This is a genomic window from Pseudomonas leptonychotis (assembly GCF_004920405.1).
GTDB lineage: Bacteria > Pseudomonadota > Gammaproteobacteria > Pseudomonadales > Pseudomonadaceae > Aquipseudomonas > Aquipseudomonas leptonychotis.
This window is the reverse complement of the sequence record NZ_RFLV01000004.1, coordinates 259,501-279,344: the sequence shown is the minus strand read 5'-3', so window position 1 is coordinate 279,344 and position 19,844 is coordinate 259,501. Positions and strand designations below refer to the sequence as shown.

Sequence of the window (19,844 nt, the reverse complement as noted above, 5' to 3'; positions counted from 1 at the left end):
ACTCACCCATCGAGGTGAGTCGTCTGAAACATCAATATGAGCGCTATTGTCGGGTTCAACCAGTAAATTTGCTGAAGTGGCAAACCGGACGTTATGGCACGGTCTTCGCTTATGCGTTGCTGACGAATGGAATGCGTGTCGCTGCTCGGCTTACTAGCGGTTTGCAGCGTGAAAATTTGCAATGGCTGGCTAGGGTTCCGGTTCGCGACTAGTAGATCGCGAACGACTGGTCCGAGAGCTGGCGACCTCACGCAGCAATGCGGAACAGGGGTTACACGGCGGGATAAAAGCCCGGGAGAACGATGCAGCGCGGCTGCACGCCTTCCTGTGCCTTTTCCTGACCCCGAGGTTTTATATGCATCTTTCTGCTGTGCTCATTCGCCGTATCTGTATCGGCCTGTTCGCCCTGATACTGGCTGCCCCCGCTAGCGCTAGCGCCGAGCCGAAAACCTTCAAGTTGTGCTGGTCGATCTTCGCCGGCTGGATGCCCTGGGGCTATGCCGCCGATGAAGGCATCGTGAAGAAGTGGGCTGACAAATACGGCATTCGCGTCGAAGTCAGCGAGGTGCCGGATTACGTCGGCTCCATCGAGCGCTACAGCGCCGGTGAGTTCGATGCCTGCTCGATGACCAATATGGATGCGCTGACCATCCCGGCCGCTGTTGGCGTAGATTCCACCGCACTGATCATCGGCGACTTCTCCAACGGCGCCGATGCCATCCTGCTGCGCGGCACAGGCCTGACCTTGAAGGACCTCAAGGGCAAAACCGTGCTACTGGTAGAGAACTCGGTGTCGCACTATCTACTCAGCCGCGCCCTGGAATGGGCCCTACTCAAGCCTGAGGATGTGACCATCCAGCACGTTTCCGATACGCAAATCGCCGAGGCCTTCCTCGCCGGCCAGGGCGATGCGGTAATCACCTGGAATCCTATCCTGGCCAAGATCAAACAGCAGGCCCAGGTCAGCCAGGTGTTCAGCTCCAACCTGATTCCCGGCGAGATCGTCGACCTCACAGTGGTTAACAGCAAGGTTCTGGCCGCCCACCCGGAGCTGGGCAAGGCGCTGACCGGCGCCTGGTTCGAAACCCAGCGGCTGATGGGCATGCCCACCGATGCTGGGCGTGCGGCACGGGCCAAGATGGCCAGCGCGGCCGGTACCACATCGGAAGATTTCAGCCAGCAACTCGACACCCTGCGCTCGTTCTACTCGCCGCGTTATGCCCTGGCCTTTGCCCGCGCCAACAAGATGCCCGAGCTGATGCAGCGAGTCGCCCAGTTCGCTGACCAACAGAAGCTACTCGGCAACGATGGCAGAGGCCTGGAGAAACTCGGCATCTCTTTCAGTGGTGAACGCAGCCTGGGCAATGCCGATAACATTCTGCTGCGCTTCGACGGCAGCTACATGCAAATGGCGGCGGAAAAACAACTCTGATTCAACGCCCTGCGATGCAGCACGCCGCCCAAACTACGCACCGCAAGGGCGCACAGCTCACAGCTAGCCCGAGGTGGGCTCAACGCAGCTACTGTGAGGCACTGAGGCTTATCAACGGCGCCTCAGTGCTTGTTAAGGACAATATCGTCCACGTAGGGGCTTTGCAGATCCCGTTCTGGAATTTCCCAGACGATCAGTCGAGGTGGCGTCTGTTTGAAAGCGCTACTTTTAAAGTAGGCTTTGGCGGCACCCGAGAACTCGCCGCCATCCAGGGCAAAGTTGCCCACGCGAGCATTTAAGGCGCGCTCAAGAAAGGCGATGAAATTCGAGTTACGCGAGAACGATGTACCGATCACCGCAATATTGGGCAGCTCACTGTCGCCAAACAGATCATCTTCGCTCAGTAACGCATCGCCGGTTTCATCCACAACTTCCTGGAATTGCGTGACGCTAACGGTCTCGGGTTGCGGTTGCAAAGCCAGCGGCAGCCAGTCCAGCCCCGCCAACCGCACCAGGTCACCGGGACGCCGCGCCGGCTCGCCGAGCGTTGCACTGAACTGCGTGGCCGGCACCGCCTCAACACCCAGCGTGGCAACCCGCGCAGCAATAGCCTGGGCCGCAATGTCGGCGCCCTTCTCGCTCCAGTGTGTGTCTGTACGCAGAAACGCTGCATCGCCCAATGGCTGCAGCTGTGGCGCCAAATCCAGGCTTGCCACACCGGCGGCTTGTACCACCGTCAACCATTGCTGGGCACGCTCATCCAGGCGTGACGAACGGGCTATCCCACAACGCTGATCGGCCACGATGCGGCTCTTGTCCGGCACCAACGCCACTAACAACTCGATGCCCTGGGCAGCCAATTGCTGACGCAGCTCAATGACTTTCTGCGCCTTCGCCGCCGAGTTCGCATCGGCCTGCGGATGAATTTTCAGTTCATCGGCGATAAACAACCATCCATTACAGCCCTGACGCACGCGGCTGCCGGTGTCGCCAATCAGCAACCAGCTGGCCGCCCGCTCTATGTCAGCGGCCCGTTCGGCAATGGACACATTGGCCAGTTCTTTGGCAATGCGGTGGGTTACCGCGCCCTCAGAAATCTGCTCCCACGTGGGTGTTTGCGTGGGCTTCAACGCCACTTTGTCACTGACAAACATGGCCCACAGCACAGACGCCAAACCTGCGACCAAGAACACCAGCATGACCACGCCGGCTAACGGGCTTAGCTTAGCGGTCAGGCCTTCGGCAGATGAGTGTTGGATGTCAGTCATGGCATCAGGCCTTAAAACTGGAAGTACAGAAAGGGCACCGTTTCACGGCTGGCGATCAAGGCGAACGACAACAAGAAGCCCAGCACCGGCCATGACGCCCCCAACAGACAAAACAGTGCATTCTGGCCAAACCGCGCCTCGCAGCGCTGCTGATAGATCGGTGCGATCACGCAGAACACACCCAAGGCAGCGGCTATCGCGTGGGTCGGGCGCACGGTCGCCGCCAAGGCATCACCCAAGGCAAAGGCATGCAAACCGAACTGGCCGGCGTACATGTTCAATGCGCTGGCAAAGTCCGGCGCACGGAACAAGGTCCAGGCCAATGCAACAAAGAGAAGGGTCACAACGTGCGACATCACCCGGGGTATGCCAAATCGGCCGACGCCGGTCCAGAGCCGCGCCACACACAAGGCCACGCCGTGGGCCGCGCCCCAGAGCAGGAAGTTCCAGCTGTCACCACCGTGCCACAAGCCGGCAATGGCCATGGTCAGGAACAGATTGCGGTAGATCATCCACTGGCTGCCACGATTGCCGCCAAAGGGAATGTACAGGTAGTCACGTATCCAGCTGGACAACGACAAGTGCCAGCGCCGCCAGAAATCTTGAATGCTGCGCGCCAGGTACGGCCGGTTGAAGTTTTCCGGAAAATGGAACCCCAACATCAGGCCAATACCGATGGCCATGGCGCTGTAGCCGGCGAAGTCGAAGAACAGCTGCAGCGAATACGCCAGGCAACCAATCCAGGCATCGACAAAGCTCGGCTCTGGCAGCGCAAAGGCCACATCGACCAAGGGCGACAGGCTGTCGGCCACCAGCACCTTCATGCTCATGCCGATCATGAAACGCCGCGCACCCATACTGAAGTTACGCCAGCTCAGGCCTCGATTGGAAAGCTCTTCACTGACCCAGCTGTAACGAATGATCGGCCCGGCGATGGACTGACCAAACATCAGCAGATAGGTGGCGTAGTCGATAAAGCTGCGCTCGACCTTGACGGTGCGACGATGCACATCGACCAAGTAGGAAATAGCCTGCAAGACGATAAACGACAGCCCCGCCGGCAGTGCCACACGCTGCCACTCCAGCGGCATTGCCCCCTGAGACATCAACACCTCATTGAGGGTCGCAGCGAGTATGTTGGCGTACTTGTACCAGCACAGAACCAGGACGTTGAGCACAATCATGCCGGCCAACCAACGCACACGGCTCTTCGAGCCAAGTGGGGCACGGTCGATCAGCAGGCCACCCACCCAGGTAATCACCGTCAGCACGGTATGCAGCAGCATGAACATCGGGCTGAGCCAGCCGAAGAACACCCAGCTGCCGACCAGCAATACGCCGTTGCGCCACTGTGGGCGCGCCAGCACATAAATCAACAGAACCAGAGGCAGAAAGAGCGTCAGGAACTCGAGCGAGGTGAAGACCATGTTCTATACGTCAGTTCGCCAGGTTATCGAGGGCCTGGAACAGGCGTGGGCCTTGTGCCGACGGTACTAGAAACAGGGTATAGCGCTGCCCAGCCGCCAGATCGCCCAGGGCCAGAGGCTCACCGACAGCCGCGCCGGCGCAGCGCAGCTGCACGCTCAGGTTAAGCGGGTTGATCGAGCGACGCTCTAAGCTGCCGGTGGCGACTGCCTTGAAGATATCCACACTACGGCCAGCCACTTGCAGGCCGGCATCTACGCATTGCGCATCCAGGCTGTAGAACGCCAGCGAGGCTTTCAAGGCATTGAAGTCATCGGGCTGCTCACGCACGGTCAGTACCTGTAATGGCTGATCAGCCTGGGCAATCGCCACCACACTGGCAAACTCGCCCGGCGCCACGCTCACATCCAGCGCATGCTGTTGTTCGCCCAAGCTCAGTGAGCCCTGTACTGATTTATCCGCAGGCACGGTGAGAAAGTCCGAGACGCGCTGTTCGCCTTCCAGGCGCAAGCTGGCCCCGGAACCGGCAGCCGTCAGCTGCAAAGGGCTTTCGCTGGCATTGACGAAGCGCAGGAACGCAGAGTCTTCACTGGGGCCCGTTGGGTACAAAGGAATATCGGCCGCCTGGGCAACGGCCAGGCCAGTCAGGCTCAACAGGCCGGTCAGTGCATGCACAGCTGCTTTCATTATTTGCCACCCTTGAGCTTGTCCGCCGGCAGCTTGCTCATGGCCTCAGCAATCGCACCACCCCACGCCTTGTAACCGGCAACGGTGAAATGCTGACCATCGGTGGTCACCCACTGGCCAGGCTTGGACAGGCTCAGCGAGTCGATATAGCTGCAAGGCGCCACGTTGGCGGCGAGGAACTTGGACATCAGCTGGGTGCGCGCATCGTTCTTCTTGTACATGCCGCCTTCCTTACCCCAGGCCGGGCCAACCCAGACGCACTTGGTGCCCGTGGCGCTGATCGCCTTGGTCAGGTTAGTCACACTCTGCCAGGCCCAGGCCTTGGGGAATGCGGGCTTGTCATAGGACGCCATGGTGTCGCCGATGACCAGCACCACCACATCCGGCTTGTTCTTCGCGATCAAATCCTTGATCGGCGTGGTGGTCGCTTCACGCCCCTTGATCAGCAGTTTGCCTGTGCCCTTGAGCTCAGCGCCGCAATCGACCTTCTTGGTGATCAGCCAATCGCCCGCACTGGCACCACAGGCACCGATAGAGTGGACGATGGCACCTTTCTGAGTCAGGGCCGCATTCAACGGCTCAGTCAGGTGGTTCTGCAAGCTCATGTGGCTCTCACCCAGAACAAGAAGGGTCAAACCAGCGAGGGCGGAAGACGGCATGGGTACTACTCCTGACTAAATTATTTCAAATAGGGGGAACGATAAGGGCTGACGGGAAGCGCAAGCGGCTGGGTCGTACCTTTGAACATGTAACGCAGATAAAAACCGCGGTACCACTGACTGTAATCCTGGGCGTTGTCCAGCCCCATATAACTACCGATGAAGAAATTCGATGCCATTTCAAACTCAGCCGCGCCATAGAGGCTGTAAGCAAAACCGAGGTCACTGCTGCCTTCGTAAACCGCATCGCCAGCCTCAGCCTGGAGTGCCGCATCGCCTGGGAAATAGTCCGCGTCGGCCTGGTCAATGTATTGCACCCCCACCGAGCCTTTGATCTGGTAGGTGACCTTATCGAACCTCTGAGCCCACGTTACTGGCACACCCAAAGCAAGGAAGGTTTTCGGGCTGAAGTAGCCGCCATGGCCATAGGTGTAGTAGCCCAAGTTCTCTTGAAAACTCATGGCGGTCATACTGACGCCGGTCGTCAGCAGGTTGTCTTCGTTATTGAGTAAGTACCAATACGCGCCGCCACCCAGCTCAGCGCTGTTATTGGACTCGACATGGTTCCCCTCCAAGTGGCTCAACGCGCCGTAGGCATAGGCACCCACCTTGCGGTTATCAAAGCTCAACTCGGCCCGCCCACCATTGGCGGTGACCCCACCCCATTTCTGCCCGGTACGATCATCTTCAGCACCCGCGAAGGACAGCAGGCTATCGGTCACCGGACGCCGTGACAGGCTCGCGCCCCAACGTAAATGTTCCGTTGAGGAAAATCCACGGTCCAGGCTCACACCGCCGACCACAGTGCTGTAAAGAAAGCCCTGCGGTGTCGTGCCGATGTCAGCCTTGAAGCCCTCGGCAGGATTTTCGAACGCCAGCGCCAGACCAACGCCTGCAGCTGTCTGTGAGCCGGGATCATCCCCAGCTGCAGCAGGCCCACCACCAAAGCGGTCGGCCGCCTCTCCTGAGGCGCTGTCTGCATCGAGATACACGGGCGTCACTCTTAGCGCTAGGCGGTTATCCCCGATAGGAATATTCACCTCAGACGGCGCCTCATACGCTGTCAACTTGCTCAAACCGGACTCACCGTCATTACCACGTACACCCAACCCATGAGCGACGAAACCACTGCGCTGTTGCAACACATCATCGAGTGCGCGCTCTGCTGGGCTCATCCCCGCACGGGGGTCAACGCCGGCCTGCTCTACGGCAAATGGATTAGCGTCTTGACTGGCTGGCGCCACTGCCACGCCATAGCCTGCCACCGGATCAGGACGCGTATTGAGCAACGGATCGGCCGTCGCATAAGTCGGCGCCGCCAGCAGCGGATCAACGGCCACTGCAGCAGATGCAGGCGCAAACGGCGACGGGCTAGACAGCCCAGCTTGGCCAGACGGCAAACTCTGAACCGCGGGCGGAATTGCCGTAGCCAGTTGGCTAGGTTGATTCTTTGTGGACTTAGCAAAGGGGTTACTGGACTGCTCAGGGGCCGGCGTAGAGGCAACAAAGGCAGCCGTTTCCTGACGTTTTTCCTGCGCTACAACCTTTTTCAACAGCTCGGCAGCTTTACCCGTACGACCTTGGAAGCGATAGATGCGTGCCGCGGTGGTGAGTACGTCCGGGTCAGCAGGCGCCAGCACCAGGGCACGTTCCAAAGCATCCTCGGCATAATCACGCTCATGCACCTGAGCGGCCATGTCGGCTGCGCCAATCCACAACTGAGCATTTTCTGGCTCGCGCTTGACCAGTGGCTTATACAACTCCAAGGCTTTGCCGGGCTCGCCACTGGCTGCATACATGCGCGCCAATGCCGATACGGCCAGGCTGCTTTGTGGTCGCTCAGCCAAGGCCGGTGCCAGCGTATCGTAAGCCGTGACTAAATCACCGCGCTCACGCAACTGCTCAGCCTGACGAACGCGGTAAAGGAACAAGACATCGTCGTATTGCTTGCGCTGCTCAACATCAAGCAGCTGACCCTGCATGTTGCGCAAAATCGAACTGGCTTCCACATCCTGATCAGCTTGTAACAACACACCGGCATAACGCAGCGTCAGGCCAGGGTCTTGGCGTGGGCTGCGAGCCAGTAGGTCACGCATTATGCTGATCGCACGCTGAGGATCACCGGCCTCGGCATAGGCCGAAGCGATACTCTCCTGGCGTCCCGGCTGCCCTTCGGCCAGCGGCTCAATACGATTGAGGAAGACACGCGCTTCTTGGCGCCGACCGCTGGCCGAAAGCGCCTGGATTTGCTGCATTTGCAGGTTGAAATCGACGTCACGCACCAAGCGGTTGATATCCGCATTGCGGGCGCTGCGCGGAATCAGCGCGAGCGAAGCCTGCGCTTTGGGCAAATCGTCTAACTGAACTGAGAGTAAGGCGCTGGTGTAGAGCGCATCTGGGTTATTCGGTTGTGACACCAGCAGGCCATCAACCAGGCTACGCGCCTCATTGACCGCGCCCATGGAGACATACACCCGCGCCAAGGCAAATCGTGCCCACGCGTCATTCGGATCACTGCGCAGGGCGTCTTCCAAGGCCGCACGCATGCCCTCACGATCACCCCGCTGCTCGGCCAGCTTGGCACGCTGCATGGCTTGCTCGGCGCGGATACGCCCCAACCCTTCAATTTTCCCCTGCTCGTTCTTGGGCAGGCTCTCAATCAAACGCAGGGCCTCATCGTTCTTACCCGTTTGACCGAGTACGGCAATCAGCCCACGCCGGGCTTGCTGGTTATCGGGAAACTGTTTCAACAAGCGCTTATAACCCGCCTCTGCGGGTGCATATTGACCTTCGCTGGCCTGCAAGTCGGCCAGGGCAAGCTGCCCCTCGAGATCTTTAGGCTTCAACCGAATCGCTTGGTCCAGCTGACTGCGCGCCTGCTTAGCATCGCCCTTGGCACGGTTATCGGCCGCTCGCTTTAACAGTGACCAATAACGCACATCATTGAGCGCGCCTTGCCAAGACTTACCGCCCTTCTGCCGAGTGGCACGGGTGAGCAGCACCTCGGCGTCGTCCAACTTGTTCTGTTGTTGGCGCAAAACACCCAAACCGCCCAATGCATCAGCGTCGTTGGGGTGGGTTTTTAAACGGGCAGTAAACTCACGCTCGGCAGTGGCCTGGTCACCCGCTTCCAGCGCTTTCAAGCCGCGGGCCAGGCCAGGGTCCTGCTGCCACGCAACGGCAGCAGCCGCTTCAGGCTTGGCCCGTCCTTTAGCCAGCAAATCACGGATTTCCGTGTCGTCTGGGTGGCGTTTGATAAAGGTCTCGAACAGCGGGGCTTGGGCCTTGTTCGGAGCGCCCATCCAGGTCAGGGCCAGGCGCCAGGTTTCATCGGCATCACCGCCGATGTCTTCACGTTTAGCCAATTCGGCCAACGCGCGAATACCTTCGGCGCGCGTATCACTGCGCCGCGCCAAGTGTTTGGCAAAAAACAGGGCGACATAGGCATCATCTGGACGCTCACGCATAAGCCGCTCAAAACCGCTGCGCGCCTCACTCCAGTGGCCCTCGGTAAACGCCAGGTTGTTATAAAACTCGCGCCCTATCAGCCCTTGCGCAGGTTTACCGGCCAATGCCTGACGATAGACGGCAACGGCCTTCTCGCGCTCACCGTTATCCACCAGCAACCGCGCCTGCTCTAACAATTGCGCGTTAGCAGGGGCGACGAGCCGAATATCCTGCTCCAGTTGCAACGCCTGTCGCGGCAACGGCTCAAGGGCCTGCAAGCGCTTCAAGTATTCTTGAGCACGGGGCAGCTGTGCACCCTCTACGGCGATAATCCCCAAGCCATACAGGGCATCCGGCTGGCTGGCATCCAGCAGCAGCACTTTTTCCCATGACTCGGCGGCGCGCTTGGGCTTGTCCTCGGCCTGCCAGAAGAAACCCTGCTCAATCAACAGCGTCTCTGCATCGCTGGCTTTAGCCAGACAAATGCCCGGAATAACGGCGGCCCATAGACCTAAGGTCAGTGCTGTGTGGCGGAACATGCAGACTCCCAAAACAGTTTCACCCGACCGTCCACCTCGAATAGGTAGCGCTTTTGCGCCCAACCGAGACCGAAGAGGCTAAGCATATAGTCGTAATAAATCGGCGGCAGGCTCTGCGTTTGAACGCCCTTGAGCGCCAACTCGAGTCCGCCGACTGCGCGTTTGTGTTGTAGCTCAGCCAGCCAGGGCTGGCTGCGCGCTTGAAAGTAAGGAATCAACGCTGCAGAGAAGCCGAAAGGGCCATGCCCTTCAGTCGTGCCTTGGGCAACTTGCACCTTCTCAGGGGGTACACCGGTAGAAGCCGTGGCACTGGCCATACCTCCAAGGCTATCGAGAATGGGCTGAGCCAGCGGGTCTGCGCTGGCCGTGATCCCAGCCCAAAGGTAGACACGAATAGCGTCGTAACTGCCAATGTCGCCCTTGAACGGATCGCTAACGAACAGCCCGTTACTGGCCGAAACACCACGATAACCGACCCAGTCGGCAGCAAACCCGCGAGGCCCCGCATGCGCGATCAACTGCGCCGTGCTCTCGGCAATCGCTTGCCACGGCCCTTGCGGCTCGAACTGCGCCAGACGACGCAGAAGCGGAATGGGCATATAGCTGGGGTTCAAGCGCCAGAGATGATCAGGATGCACAAACCCGACCGTCCCGGGTAACAACACAGCACCCAAGCCTGGCAACTCAGCCACTTCATGTTGCTTGATTTGAGCCAAGAGGTGCCGCGCATCAGTCTCGTACTCAGGCTTTTGCCACAGCCTTGCGGCCTCAAGTAGGGCATAGGCGAACCACAGGTCAGCATCTGATGCCGAGTTGGCATCCTGCACCTGCCAATTGCCATCTTTGCCCTGCCCCCACAGCCAGGCCGGCAGGATATTCTGCAGATCGTTACCCGCAAGGTTTTCGCGGCTCCAACTCCAGATTTTGTCAAAACGCGCCTGATCGTTGGCAACCAACGCGAAGAACAGGGCGTAGGACTGACCTTCAGACGTGCTGTGGTTCTTCTCCATACTGGATTCCAGAACACGGCCATCCGCTTGCACCCAACGCTCGGCAAAACGCTGCCAGTGCGGCCACTCGACCTGACACGCCGCATGACTCACGCCACTGGCAAATAAGGTCAGCAGAGCAATGGCAGACGCGCTCAGGTATCGGGGCATGCGCCAGTTCAATCGTTCAACCTCGCACGGGCGCGAGCCCGCAGCATGAAGTAGAACAGCACACTGGTCAGAGCGACCGCCAGGAGCGTGAACAGCAGCATCCAGGCGAGGTTATGCGCCAGCAGCCATTGCAGGTAACGGAAAAAGCCCAGCTCACCTACGTAGTATTGCTGCTCAGCCACCAAATTATTTATCCGCCCGCCATTAACCACTGCCAGGCTGCCCTGAAGCGAGTCCTCGTAATCCTCCCCCCCTCGAAGCGCCGTGCTGACATCGATCAACTTCTCAGGGCTGGCAGCGGCAATCACAACCACGCTGCGCTCACTGCTCAATGGCGACTCAAACCCCGCCACGTAAGCACCCGCACCGCCCGTCCCGACAGCCAGACTGCTGCGCGCCTGGCGCAAATTGGCACGGGTATCTGAGCCGGTCCAGTAGCGTACACGGTGCACTAAATCAGACAGTTCGAAGGTCGCTTCACCGTTCAGGCTCGCCGGCAGCAGATCAGCCCAACGTTGCAGCAGCGGCTGGTTGCCGGCGGCGGCCAAGATCAGCAAGTCCCTGTCTTTCAGCTGTGTATCGTCATCGCCTTGGGTAACGGTCACCGCCGTCGCCGGCAAACCGGTGGAGTCGCCGAAGCGGCCAAGCACATCCAAATAGAAAGAAAACTCCTCAGCCCCCGCACCTGCCGGCATCACAATTGCCGTTTCAGCCAGGTCTGCCATGCGCGTAAAGGGGAAACCACTGCTCTGGAACACCCCGAGGTTAGGCATGGCAATGAAGTGCTCATAGCCACTTAAATCCAAGGTGGAATCTGGCTCGATGGTGCCGCGCATGTTGTCGATGATGATGTCGCGGCATTCACCCTGCTTGATGTAGTCGTACATAAAGCGCAGCTGTAGAGCAGACTGCAATGGCAAGCTGTTCAGCGGCAGCAGCAACTCCGCCTCGCGTAGCAAGCTGTCATCCTGCTGCAGCTTGGCCATCAGTGACTCATCATCCTTCAGGCTTTCCTGGGATGGCAGAGGCAGGGATTTGATGAACTTACCGCCGACACTGATAAGCAGTGACGAGTTAGTCGAGACCGGCTGTGGGGTGTAGCGGTATTTAAGGTGTAACGGCACACCTTTTTCGCGCCAGTTGAATAGATCCGGAGGCAGGCGCATCGGCAGGTTGATGGTACCCGGGTTATAACCCGACACGTTCAGCCGCTTGGCTTCAATAAGCTCACCCAACTGCACTGGCCGGTCGCTCGGCAACCAGTTCGGCGCGTCATAAGGTTTGCGGCTTTGCAGACTATCTATCCGATCGATGCGCGCCGCCGCCCCTGACAGGACATGACTGCCGCTAACCAGTGCAAGTGCCGCTTGCTTGAGTTGCTCACCATCACGCCCGGCAATCACCAGCAACTTGCCATAAGGGTCGTTAGGGTTAGCAACCAGCGTCAGGCTGGGGCGAGCGCCTTCTATGCCCTCGACTCCAGCAACCGTTGCGGCCCCCACCATGAGAACAATGGCATTACCCTTCTCTGGCAATTGGCCAAGGGCCACAGGGAAATGTGCGCCACGGTAGCTGGCCATCGCACCAAACCAGGATGAAACGGCGCCAGCGGCCTCCAAAGCCAGATTGTCCGGTGTGCTGGCAAACACGAAAGGCAGCTCCAGCGCCCGCGAGTCTCGCCCATCAAAAAAGGGCAGTGGTAGTCTGCTCAGGTCGTCTGGCAGCACGATCGGCGTGGTTTCCAGCTCCAACGTACTGGTGTTGCTGACCTTGGCCCACAGGCTGGAGTGCTGGGGGTCTTCACACATCATGGTGTAATGACCAATAAGCTGCAGGGTCAGGCGGTTAAACTCGGTCACCAAATGCGGCGGAATATCGATGACCTGCTGCTGCAGCGAGCCTGCTGTTTCTGCCGGTACAGGTAAGCTAGCCGCCACCTGATCGTTAACCATGACGTTGATCTGCGACAGATCGCTGAGCAGCGACGGCGAGTAGCTGTATTCCAGATTAACCCGCGCCTTGGTCACAACCTGGTCGGCACGCACGTCGAAGCTGACGCTGTCGCTCCCCTCAATGCCACGCAAGTGCATGGTGTAATTGGCACCTAGCTGCTTGAGCGTGGCGCTGTAGGTGGGCACAAACTCGGCTATAGCGTCCTCGAGTACTGACGCGTCCTCTTCGGCTACGTCGGCAGGCTCCTCAGCCCAAGCCGATGACATCAGCAACGGGATTGACAGCGCGAGCCAGAGAAATTGCATTCCATTACGCTTCTGACTCATGAGTTCCTCGGAGTAGTGCGGGAGAAAAAGGATAGGGAAAAGCGCCGACGCGAAAGCTCATTGAACGTGGCCCGGGAAAGCAAACGCATACCACGCCAGCCAATACCAGTGACCTCCGCCAGCGCGCCAAGTGGCGTATCAACAACGCCCTTGCCCCAGTTGGCGGCCCAAATATCGGCTCGGGAAAAGGTCATGCGCGTCAGGTCACTTTGTTGCTGCAAACTGAGGTCAAGGTAGGTCAGCCCTAACGTCTGACCACGACTGAACACCACACTGGCCGGGAGGACAACTTCCTCACCCTCGCGGAACAATGAAACCAGAACCTGCTCACCCTGCGCGACCTCTACGCCCTCGGGAAGGTTGATCCCTACACCACTTTGGGAGAAGTCGTTGGTCTGGCACACGATGGTCTTACCATTGGCCAGGCTAAGCATGCTGGCCAACTTGGCATATACCCGCGGCTCGACACGAATCTGTCGCACCTCACTGGCTACTGCAACAGATGCAGAACTGATGATGATGTTGTAAACCGTCCAAACCAAATTGATCAGGATGGTCGCAACACTCGCATCTGGATCAAAGCCCAGCTTGAACACACCGAACAGCATGCCGATCACGTTCAGAATCAATACAACGATATAGGGGCGGGCCATCTTCCAATCGAAGTAGCTTTTGTCGGTTATCCCGCCCTTGGCCGTTACGTTGAACTTACCCAGCTTGGGGTTGACCATGGCCAGCAATACCGGACGCATGATGTACCAGGCCAGCACGGACTCGTAGACCTCATTCCAGAATGAATGACGGAAGCGACCTTGGATCGTCGAGTTGGTCACGCTGGCGATCAACATATGTGGCAGGGCATAAGCGATGATCAACAAGGCAGGCGCTTGGAATATCTGCGCCTCAAATACTAAAAACGCCAAAGGCGCAGTGAGAAACACCAGGCGCGGTAAACCATAGAAGAAGTGCAGCATCGCATTCAGGTAGCACAGTCGCTGACCCAGTTTGAGCCCTTTGCCGAGCAGCGGATTGTCCGTTCTAAATATCTGCGCCATGCCCCTGGCCCAGCGAATACGTTGGCCAATATGGCCAGACAGGCTCTCTGTTGCCAAGCCTGCGGCCTGGGGAATCGCCAGGTATGCGGTGTTGTATCCCAGACGGTTGAGTTTCAGTGCGGTATGGGCGTCTTCAGTCACTGTTTCCACAGCAATGCCACCCACTTCTTGCAAGGGTCCGCGTTTGATAACAGCGCAGGAACCGCAGAAGAACGTCGCGTTCCACAGGTCGTTGCCGTCCTGAATCAAGCCATAGAACAACTCACCTTCGTTGGGCACCGTACCAAAGGTGTCGAGGTTTTTTTCGAACGGGTCAGGCGAGAAGAAGAAGTGCGGCGTCTGCAGCATCACCAACTTCGGGTCTTTGAGGAACCAGCCCATGCAGACCTGCAAGAACGAGCGCGTGGGCACGTGGTCAGCATCAAAGATGGCAATGAATTCGCCAGAGGTCTGAGTCAGCGCGAAGTTGAGATTGCCGGCTTTCGCATGGTTGTTGTCTGGCCGAACGATATAACCAATCCCGACCGACTCGCAGAACAGACGAAACTCATCACGTCGCCCATCATCAAGAACGTAAACATTAAGTTTATCCCTCGGCCAATCAATCGCCTGAGCGGCGAAGGCGGTCAACTTGATGATATCCAGCGGCTCGTTGTATGTCGGGATATACACATCCACGCTGGGCCACAAACCGCTATCACGAGGCAAAGGATGGGGCTTGCGCTGCAACGGCCAGGCTGTCTGCACATAGCCCAGCAGTAGCACCAACAAGGCATACAGCTCGGCCAGGACCAGGCCATAACCAAACAGCATGTCCAGGGGGTTCTCGAAGCCCAGCGAAGACGTAAGTCGCCAGTACATGTAACGCAAAGAGGCAATGACCGAGAGCATGATCATGGCCAGAACCGCTAAGCGGTTAGCCCGTCGGCGCAACACCAATGCAGCACCCAGGCAAACCGCACAGAACAGCATCTGCTGCTGCAAACCCAAGGGCGCCGCAATCACAACACCTAACAAACAAAAAGCCAGGAGCATCAAGAATGCCTGGCACTTACTATTTGTAAGGAACTTACTTATTCCAGAAGACGGCGCAAGGGCACCGTCTTCATTGGAGGCTGGCGTCATGCAGGCTGCTCGATTCGTGTATCAGCGGCCAATCGACCCAACAAGGTTTTGGCGCAGTTCATTACATCAAAACAACCGCGCCCATTGGGGCTGTACTCCATGACATTGCGGTTGTACGCCAGCGCTTCAGAAATCGACTGATCACGGTGCACCACCCCAATAACCTGTTTACCTAATTGAGCCAACATGATCTGGGTAATGTCTTTACTCAGCTGCAGTGAGCTGTCGAACTGATTAATCAGGTAAGCAGGGCCTATAAAGTCATGACGCTTAGCGGCATAGGTTTTGATTAAACCTTCAATCAGCGGCAGCGCTGTATAGGAAGCCGCATCGGACAAGCTGACCACCAACGCGATATTGGCCACGGCCAAGGCTTGCTGCAAATACAACGAGGGGCCTGGCGGCGTGTCGATCACGACAATGGCTCCCTCCACCAGCTGCAAGTCACTCAACTTATGCGCCAACCATTGCGGATCATTGGCCAGCTGCAACTCGAATGCACGCCGCTGATCTTCGTCCACACCCCCGTGAGGCAACACCAACACCCCAGTACTGCTTGAGATGCCGATTGCCTTCCAGTCTTGATCTGGATGAGCAATACCCTCACTTACAGCGTCACACTCCTGCCCAGCAGCCACCTCAAAATGGTGGTGCAGAGCATTTTGCGGATCAAGATCAACGGCCAGTACAGGGCGCCCTTCATTATGCAGAGCAGCCGCCAGGTTGGCAGCCATGGTGCTTTTGCCAACACCACCTTTAGCCGAAACCACCGCGATGATTTTAATCTGAGACAGCTGCGGTCGAGCTCTCATCTGTAACGGCGCGACCACGTCATCGACAGCAGCATTGTTACGCCCCTCCTCGGCCAGTTTCGCGAGAAGGCTTTGCAAGCTTTCACCCGAACGAGCAGTTGGCAGTGCCGCTTTGACAGGCTCTACCGCGACTGCAACAGGCGGCTCAGACGCTGCGATAACAGGCGCAGCAACTGCTTCAGCCAGCGGTACGGAGCCACGCGATGAAAACAGTTCAGGCGCTTTTTCCTCAGCAATCGCACGCGAGGAGTTTTCCGCCCGGGCAATACTTGGCCAGCGTTCAAGAGACGCATGCTGGGTATCTGCCTTGCTAATTTCTTGGTATTGGTCCGGCCGGCCACCGAACTGCTTAAACAAACTAGAAATATCGCTCGATAAACTCATACTTATGCACTGTCTTTAAGGGTAAGGGCAGCAATTCCATACAGAGAACAACTCTCTGGCGTCAAAAAACAAACGCTCCTTATAGTACTTTGCAATTACGTCAATTCTACAGCGTACTAAGGAGATGATGTCAAGGTGCCACTTAATGGCCTGACATCTATTCCATGATTTCCCCAACGCCGCTGCGAGCCGAATGCATCATTCAGACCAGCCCTGTGGGAGCAAACGTACGAAAAACGCCACAACGCTCAACCCTAAGCACAGCGACCAACGGTGGCGATAAACGCGATTGATGGCTCAGCTGTTTGCTCGGCATGATTTGCTTAATGCACATATAAGCCGTTGAGCAACTTACTCGTTACCCAAGCTGAAAATGCCAGCGCGCTTCCTCAAGCCCACATTCAGTCGACCTTAGGTTGAGCACTTACTCATTGAGCGCCGCACGCAAGCGCAAGCGTGCCCCGCAATACAGCACGCACGCACAGCAATGCACCGCCAAGGCGCACAACTCTGACCTGATTGCTGCAAAACCCTTGTGCTAGAGGGCTCATACGAAATGGCACGATGTTCGCAATACCTACCCTGTGCAGGAATAACCCGCTAGGGCGGGATCGCGGCACCACAATTTGCAATAGCTGACTAGGGTTCCGATCTGCTGATCAACAGATGACTGGTCCGAGAGTTGGCGACCTCCTTCGAGGTTACACGGCGGGATAAAAGCCCGGGAGAACGCGCCCCACTCGTGGGGAAACCGCCGCGCACTCCTGCCCGCCCATTTCGAACTGGAGGTTCCACCATGCGTAAGACCCGTCTGTGTTCAGTGCTCGCCGCCGGCCTTGCCGCCGCTATCAGCCTTAATAGCCACGCCGCACCGAAAAGCGATTTCAGCGTTTGCTGGACCATCTACGCCGGCTGGATGCCTTGGGAATATGGCGAGGCCTCCGGCATAGTCGATAAATGGGCGAAGAAATACGACATCAACATCGATGTGGTGCAAATCAACGACTACGTCGAGTCGATCAACCAATACAGCGCAGGCCAGTTCGACGGTTGCAGCATGACCAATATGGACGCCCTGACCATTCCAGCCGCCGGCGGCATCGACAGTACCGCGCTGATCATCGGTGACTTCTCCAACGGCAACGACGGCGTTGTGCTCAAGGGCGAGAAGAAGACTCTCGGGGACCTCAAGGGCCAAAACGTCAATCTGGTCGAACTGTCGGTTTCCCACTACCTGCTGGCCCGTGGCTTGGAAAAAGCCGGTCTCAGCGAAAGAGACCTGACCGTGGTCAACACCTCTGACGCCGACCTGGTCGCCGCCTTCAGCACCGACGACGTGACTGCCGTGACCACCTGGAACCCACTGCTGGCCGAAATTGAAGCCACGCCAGGGGTGACCAAAGTATTCGACTCCAGCCAGATCCCCGGTGAAATCATCGACCTGATGGTAGTCAACAGCGACACCCTCAAGGACAACCCGGCCCTCGGCAAGGCCCTCACCGGCGCTTGGTACGAAATCATGGCGACCATGAGCGCCAACACTCCAGCCGGTAAGGCCGCCCGTGAACACATGGCCAAGGCTTCTGGCACTGACCTGGCTGGCTACGAAGCGCAGTTGGCCGTGACCAAGATGTTCTACTCGGCCAAGGATGCCGTGGCCTTCGCCACCAGCCCGAAACTGCCCGCCACCATGACCAAAGTTGCCGAATTCTCCTTCAGCCACGGCCTGCTCGGCGAAGGTGCACAGAGTGCCAACGCCATCGGTATGAGCTTCGCCAAGGGCGTAAACACGGGCGAGCAAAGCAACCTCAAGCTGCGGTTTGACCCGAGCTATATGCAGATGGCGGCTGACGGAAAGCTGTAAGGGCATGCGTTGCATCTGTGGGAGCGGTTTCAACCGCGATCGCGGCTAAAGCCGCTCCCACATTTCACTCCTGACGAGAAACTGCCATGCGCCTGATCAACCGACACCCGGATCGCAGCGGCCGCTTGCTGCTGGTTCTGCTGCCTTTTGCCCTGCTGCTGTTTGCCTATTTCGCAGGCTCCACGGCACGCCTGGCGGAAAACCCCAACGACAAGCTGCTGCCCAGCGCGACACAGATGGCCAGCGCAATCGACCGCTTGGCCTTCACCGAAGACAAACGCAGCGGCAAGTACCTGTTCTGGGAGGACAGCGCCTCCAGCCTCAAGCGCCTTGGCATGGGCATCGGCATCGCTGCATTGGTTGGACTGTGCCTGGGCATCGCCGCTGGGATTTTGCCGCTGTTCAGCGCGCCGCTCTCACCGCTGCTGACGGTGCTGTCGATGGTGCCACCGCTGGCGATACTGCCGATTCTGTTTATCGTCTTCGGTCTGGGCGAGCTGTCCAAGGTGATGCTGATCGTGATCGGCATCACCCCGGTTTTGGCCCGCGATCTGGAACAACGTGCCCGCGAGATCCCCACCGAGATTCTGATCAAGGCACAAACCCTCGGCGCCAGCACCTGGACACTGATCCTGCGCGTGGTGCTGCCGCAACTGCTGCCGCGCCTGCTGATCGCCCTGCGCTTGGTGCTCGGCTCGGCCTGGCTATTCCTGATTGCCGCCGAAGCAATCGCCTCCACCGATGGCCTCGGCTACCGCATCTTCCTCGTGCGCCGCTATATGGCGATGGACGTGATCCTGCCTTACGTCGCATGGATCACCCTGCTCGCCTGGCTGATGGATCTGGGTTTGCGCCGCCTGACTCAACTGGCCTTCCCCTGGTTTGAAGGGAGCAAGGTATGAGCACGCTAAAAAGCAGCACCTTTATCGAGGTGAAAAACGTCTGGCAGCAGTACGGCGACCAAGTGGTGTTGGAGCGCCTCAACCTGACTATTAATGAAGGCGAGTTCTGCACCCTGGTCGGCGCTTCCGGCTGCGGCAAGTCAACCTTTCTGCGCCTGCTGCTGGGCCAGGAACGCGCCAGCCGTGGCGAAATTCTTCTCGCTGGTCAGCCGCTGGCCGCCGAACCCGATAGCAGCCGTGGCGTGGTATTCCAGCGCTACTCGGTGTTCCCGCACCTGAGCGTGCTGGACAACGTCGCCATCGGCCTGGAACTGCCGCGCTCGCCACTGCTCGGCCGACTGTTCGGCGCTGCCAAACGCGACGCCCGCGCGCAAGCTGAAGTCATCCTCAATAAGGTCGGCCTCGGCCACGCCCTCGACAAATACCCCAGCCAGCTCTCCGGCGGCATGCAGCAGCGCTTGGCCATCGCCCAGGCGCTGATCATGAAGCCGCGCGTGCTGCTGCTCGACGAGCCCTTCGGCGCCCTTGATCCGGGTATCCGCAAAGACATGCACGTCCTGCTGCTAGAGCGGTGGCGCGAAACCAAGCTGACCGTCTTTATGGTCACCCACGATTTGAGCGAAGGCTTCAGCCTCGGCACCCGTCTGTTGGTGTTCGACAAAATCCGGATTGATCCGCACGCCCCCAACGCTTTCGGCGCGCGCATCACCTACGACATCCCCCTGAACAGCGACCGCCGCGCCACCCGCGCCGCTGTCGAGGCGTTGCCGGCGCATGTCACCGGCACCGTGCAACCGGCCCTGTAA

13 protein-coding genes, 1 pseudogene and 2 riboswitches are annotated in these 19,844 nt (G+C 58.5%); of the genes and pseudogenes, 4 read left to right on the top strand and 10 right to left on the bottom strand.

Annotation, left to right across the window (positions count from 1 at the left end):
• Positions 1 to 178: 178 nt before the first annotated feature.
• A riboswitch (guanidine-I (ykkC/yxkD leader) is annotated at positions 179 to 300 on the top strand.
• A gap of 55 nt (positions 301 to 355) precedes the next feature.
• Complete coding sequence (locus D8779_RS18050; RefSeq protein WP_136665855.1) at positions 356 to 1,432, top strand: putative urea ABC transporter substrate-binding protein; 1,077 nt, start codon at positions 356 to 358, stop codon at positions 1,430 to 1,432.
• A 122-nt stretch (positions 1,433 to 1,554) separates the two neighbouring features.
• Here D8779_RS18050 and D8779_RS18045 read toward each other — a convergent pair whose 3' ends face one another.
• The 10 genes and pseudogenes from D8779_RS18045 to bcsR all read right to left on the bottom strand — a co-directional run.
• The gene (locus D8779_RS18045) at positions 1,555 to 2,700 is read right to left on the bottom strand and encodes an alginate O-acetyltransferase AlgX-related protein (protein ID WP_136665854.1); all 1,146 of its coding nucleotides are present in this window, start codon (positions 2,698 to 2,700) and stop codon (positions 1,555 to 1,557) included.
• An 11-nt stretch (positions 2,701 to 2,711) separates the two neighbouring features.
• Positions 2,712 to 4,127 carry an MBOAT family O-acyltransferase gene (locus tag D8779_RS18040; RefSeq protein ID WP_136665853.1) on the bottom strand — a complete coding sequence of 472 codons (1,416 nt, stop codon included), beginning with the start codon at positions 4,125 to 4,127 and terminating at the stop codon, positions 2,712 to 2,714.
• A gap of 10 nt (positions 4,128 to 4,137) precedes the next feature.
• Positions 4,138 to 4,815 carry an alginate O-acetyltransferase AlgF gene (locus D8779_RS18035; RefSeq protein WP_405121100.1) on the bottom strand — a complete coding sequence of 226 codons (678 nt, stop codon included), beginning with the start codon at positions 4,813 to 4,815 and terminating at the stop codon, positions 4,138 to 4,140.
• Positions 4,812 to 5,471, bottom strand: coding sequence for an SGNH/GDSL hydrolase family protein (locus D8779_RS18030; RefSeq protein WP_136665851.1), 660 nt, complete (start codon positions 5,469 to 5,471; stop codon positions 4,812 to 4,814). Before D8779_RS18030 ends, D8779_RS18035 begins: the two co-directional genes overlap by 4 nt.
• Positions 5,472 to 5,491: 20 nt before the next feature.
• Positions 5,492 to 9,457, bottom strand: coding sequence for a cellulose biosynthesis protein BcsC (locus D8779_RS18025; protein ID WP_136665850.1), 3,966 nt, complete (start codon positions 9,455 to 9,457; stop codon positions 5,492 to 5,494).
• Positions 9,436 to 10,617, bottom strand: a complete 1,182-nt coding sequence (gene bcsZ / locus D8779_RS18020; RefSeq protein WP_136665849.1) for a cellulose synthase complex periplasmic endoglucanase BcsZ — start codon at positions 10,615 to 10,617, stop codon at positions 9,436 to 9,438. Before bcsZ ends, D8779_RS18025 begins: the two co-directional genes overlap by 22 nt.
• Before the next feature lie 8 nt (positions 10,618 to 10,625).
• Entirely contained in the window at positions 10,626 to 12,896 is a 2,271-nt protein-coding gene (gene bcsB / locus D8779_RS18015) for a cellulose biosynthesis cyclic di-GMP-binding regulatory protein BcsB (RefSeq protein WP_240789759.1), read from the bottom strand.
• Entirely contained in the window at positions 12,893 to 15,076 is a 2,184-nt protein-coding gene (bcsA, locus tag D8779_RS18010; RefSeq protein ID WP_136665848.1) for a UDP-forming cellulose synthase catalytic subunit, read from the bottom strand. The genes bcsB and bcsA overlap by 4 nt, the downstream gene beginning before the upstream one ends.
• The gene (gene bcsQ, locus D8779_RS18005; RefSeq protein ID WP_205895842.1) at positions 15,073 to 15,966 is read right to left on the bottom strand and encodes a cellulose biosynthesis protein BcsQ; all 894 of its coding nucleotides are present in this window, start codon (positions 15,964 to 15,966) and stop codon (positions 15,073 to 15,075) included. The genes bcsA and bcsQ overlap by 4 nt, the downstream gene beginning before the upstream one ends.
• Positions 15,967 to 16,170: 204 nt before the next feature.
• A pseudogene (gene bcsR / locus D8779_RS21170) lies at positions 16,171 to 16,272 on the bottom strand (BcsR/BcsP family cellulose biosynthesis protein); the annotation flags it as partial.
• A 628-nt stretch (positions 16,273 to 16,900) separates the two neighbouring features.
• Positions 16,901 to 17,002, top strand: a riboswitch (guanidine-I (ykkC/yxkD leader).
• A 66-nt stretch (positions 17,003 to 17,068) separates the two neighbouring features.
• On the opposite strand from bcsR, the gene D8779_RS18000 reads away from it, so the two are divergent.
• The 3 genes from D8779_RS18000 (at position 17,069) to D8779_RS17990 (ending at position 19,844) form a co-directional block, all read left to right on the top strand.
• Entirely contained in the window at positions 17,069 to 18,136 is a 1,068-nt protein-coding gene (locus D8779_RS18000; protein WP_136665847.1) for a putative urea ABC transporter substrate-binding protein, read from the top strand.
• An 86-nt stretch (positions 18,137 to 18,222) separates the two neighbouring features.
• Positions 18,223 to 19,038: an ABC transporter permease gene (locus D8779_RS17995; protein WP_136665846.1), complete on the top strand. Its 816-nt coding sequence runs from the start codon at positions 18,223 to 18,225 to the stop codon at positions 19,036 to 19,038.
• Entirely contained in the window at positions 19,035 to 19,844 is an 810-nt protein-coding gene (locus D8779_RS17990; RefSeq protein ID WP_136665845.1) for an ABC transporter ATP-binding protein, read from the top strand. The genes D8779_RS17995 and D8779_RS17990 overlap by 4 nt, the downstream gene beginning before the upstream one ends.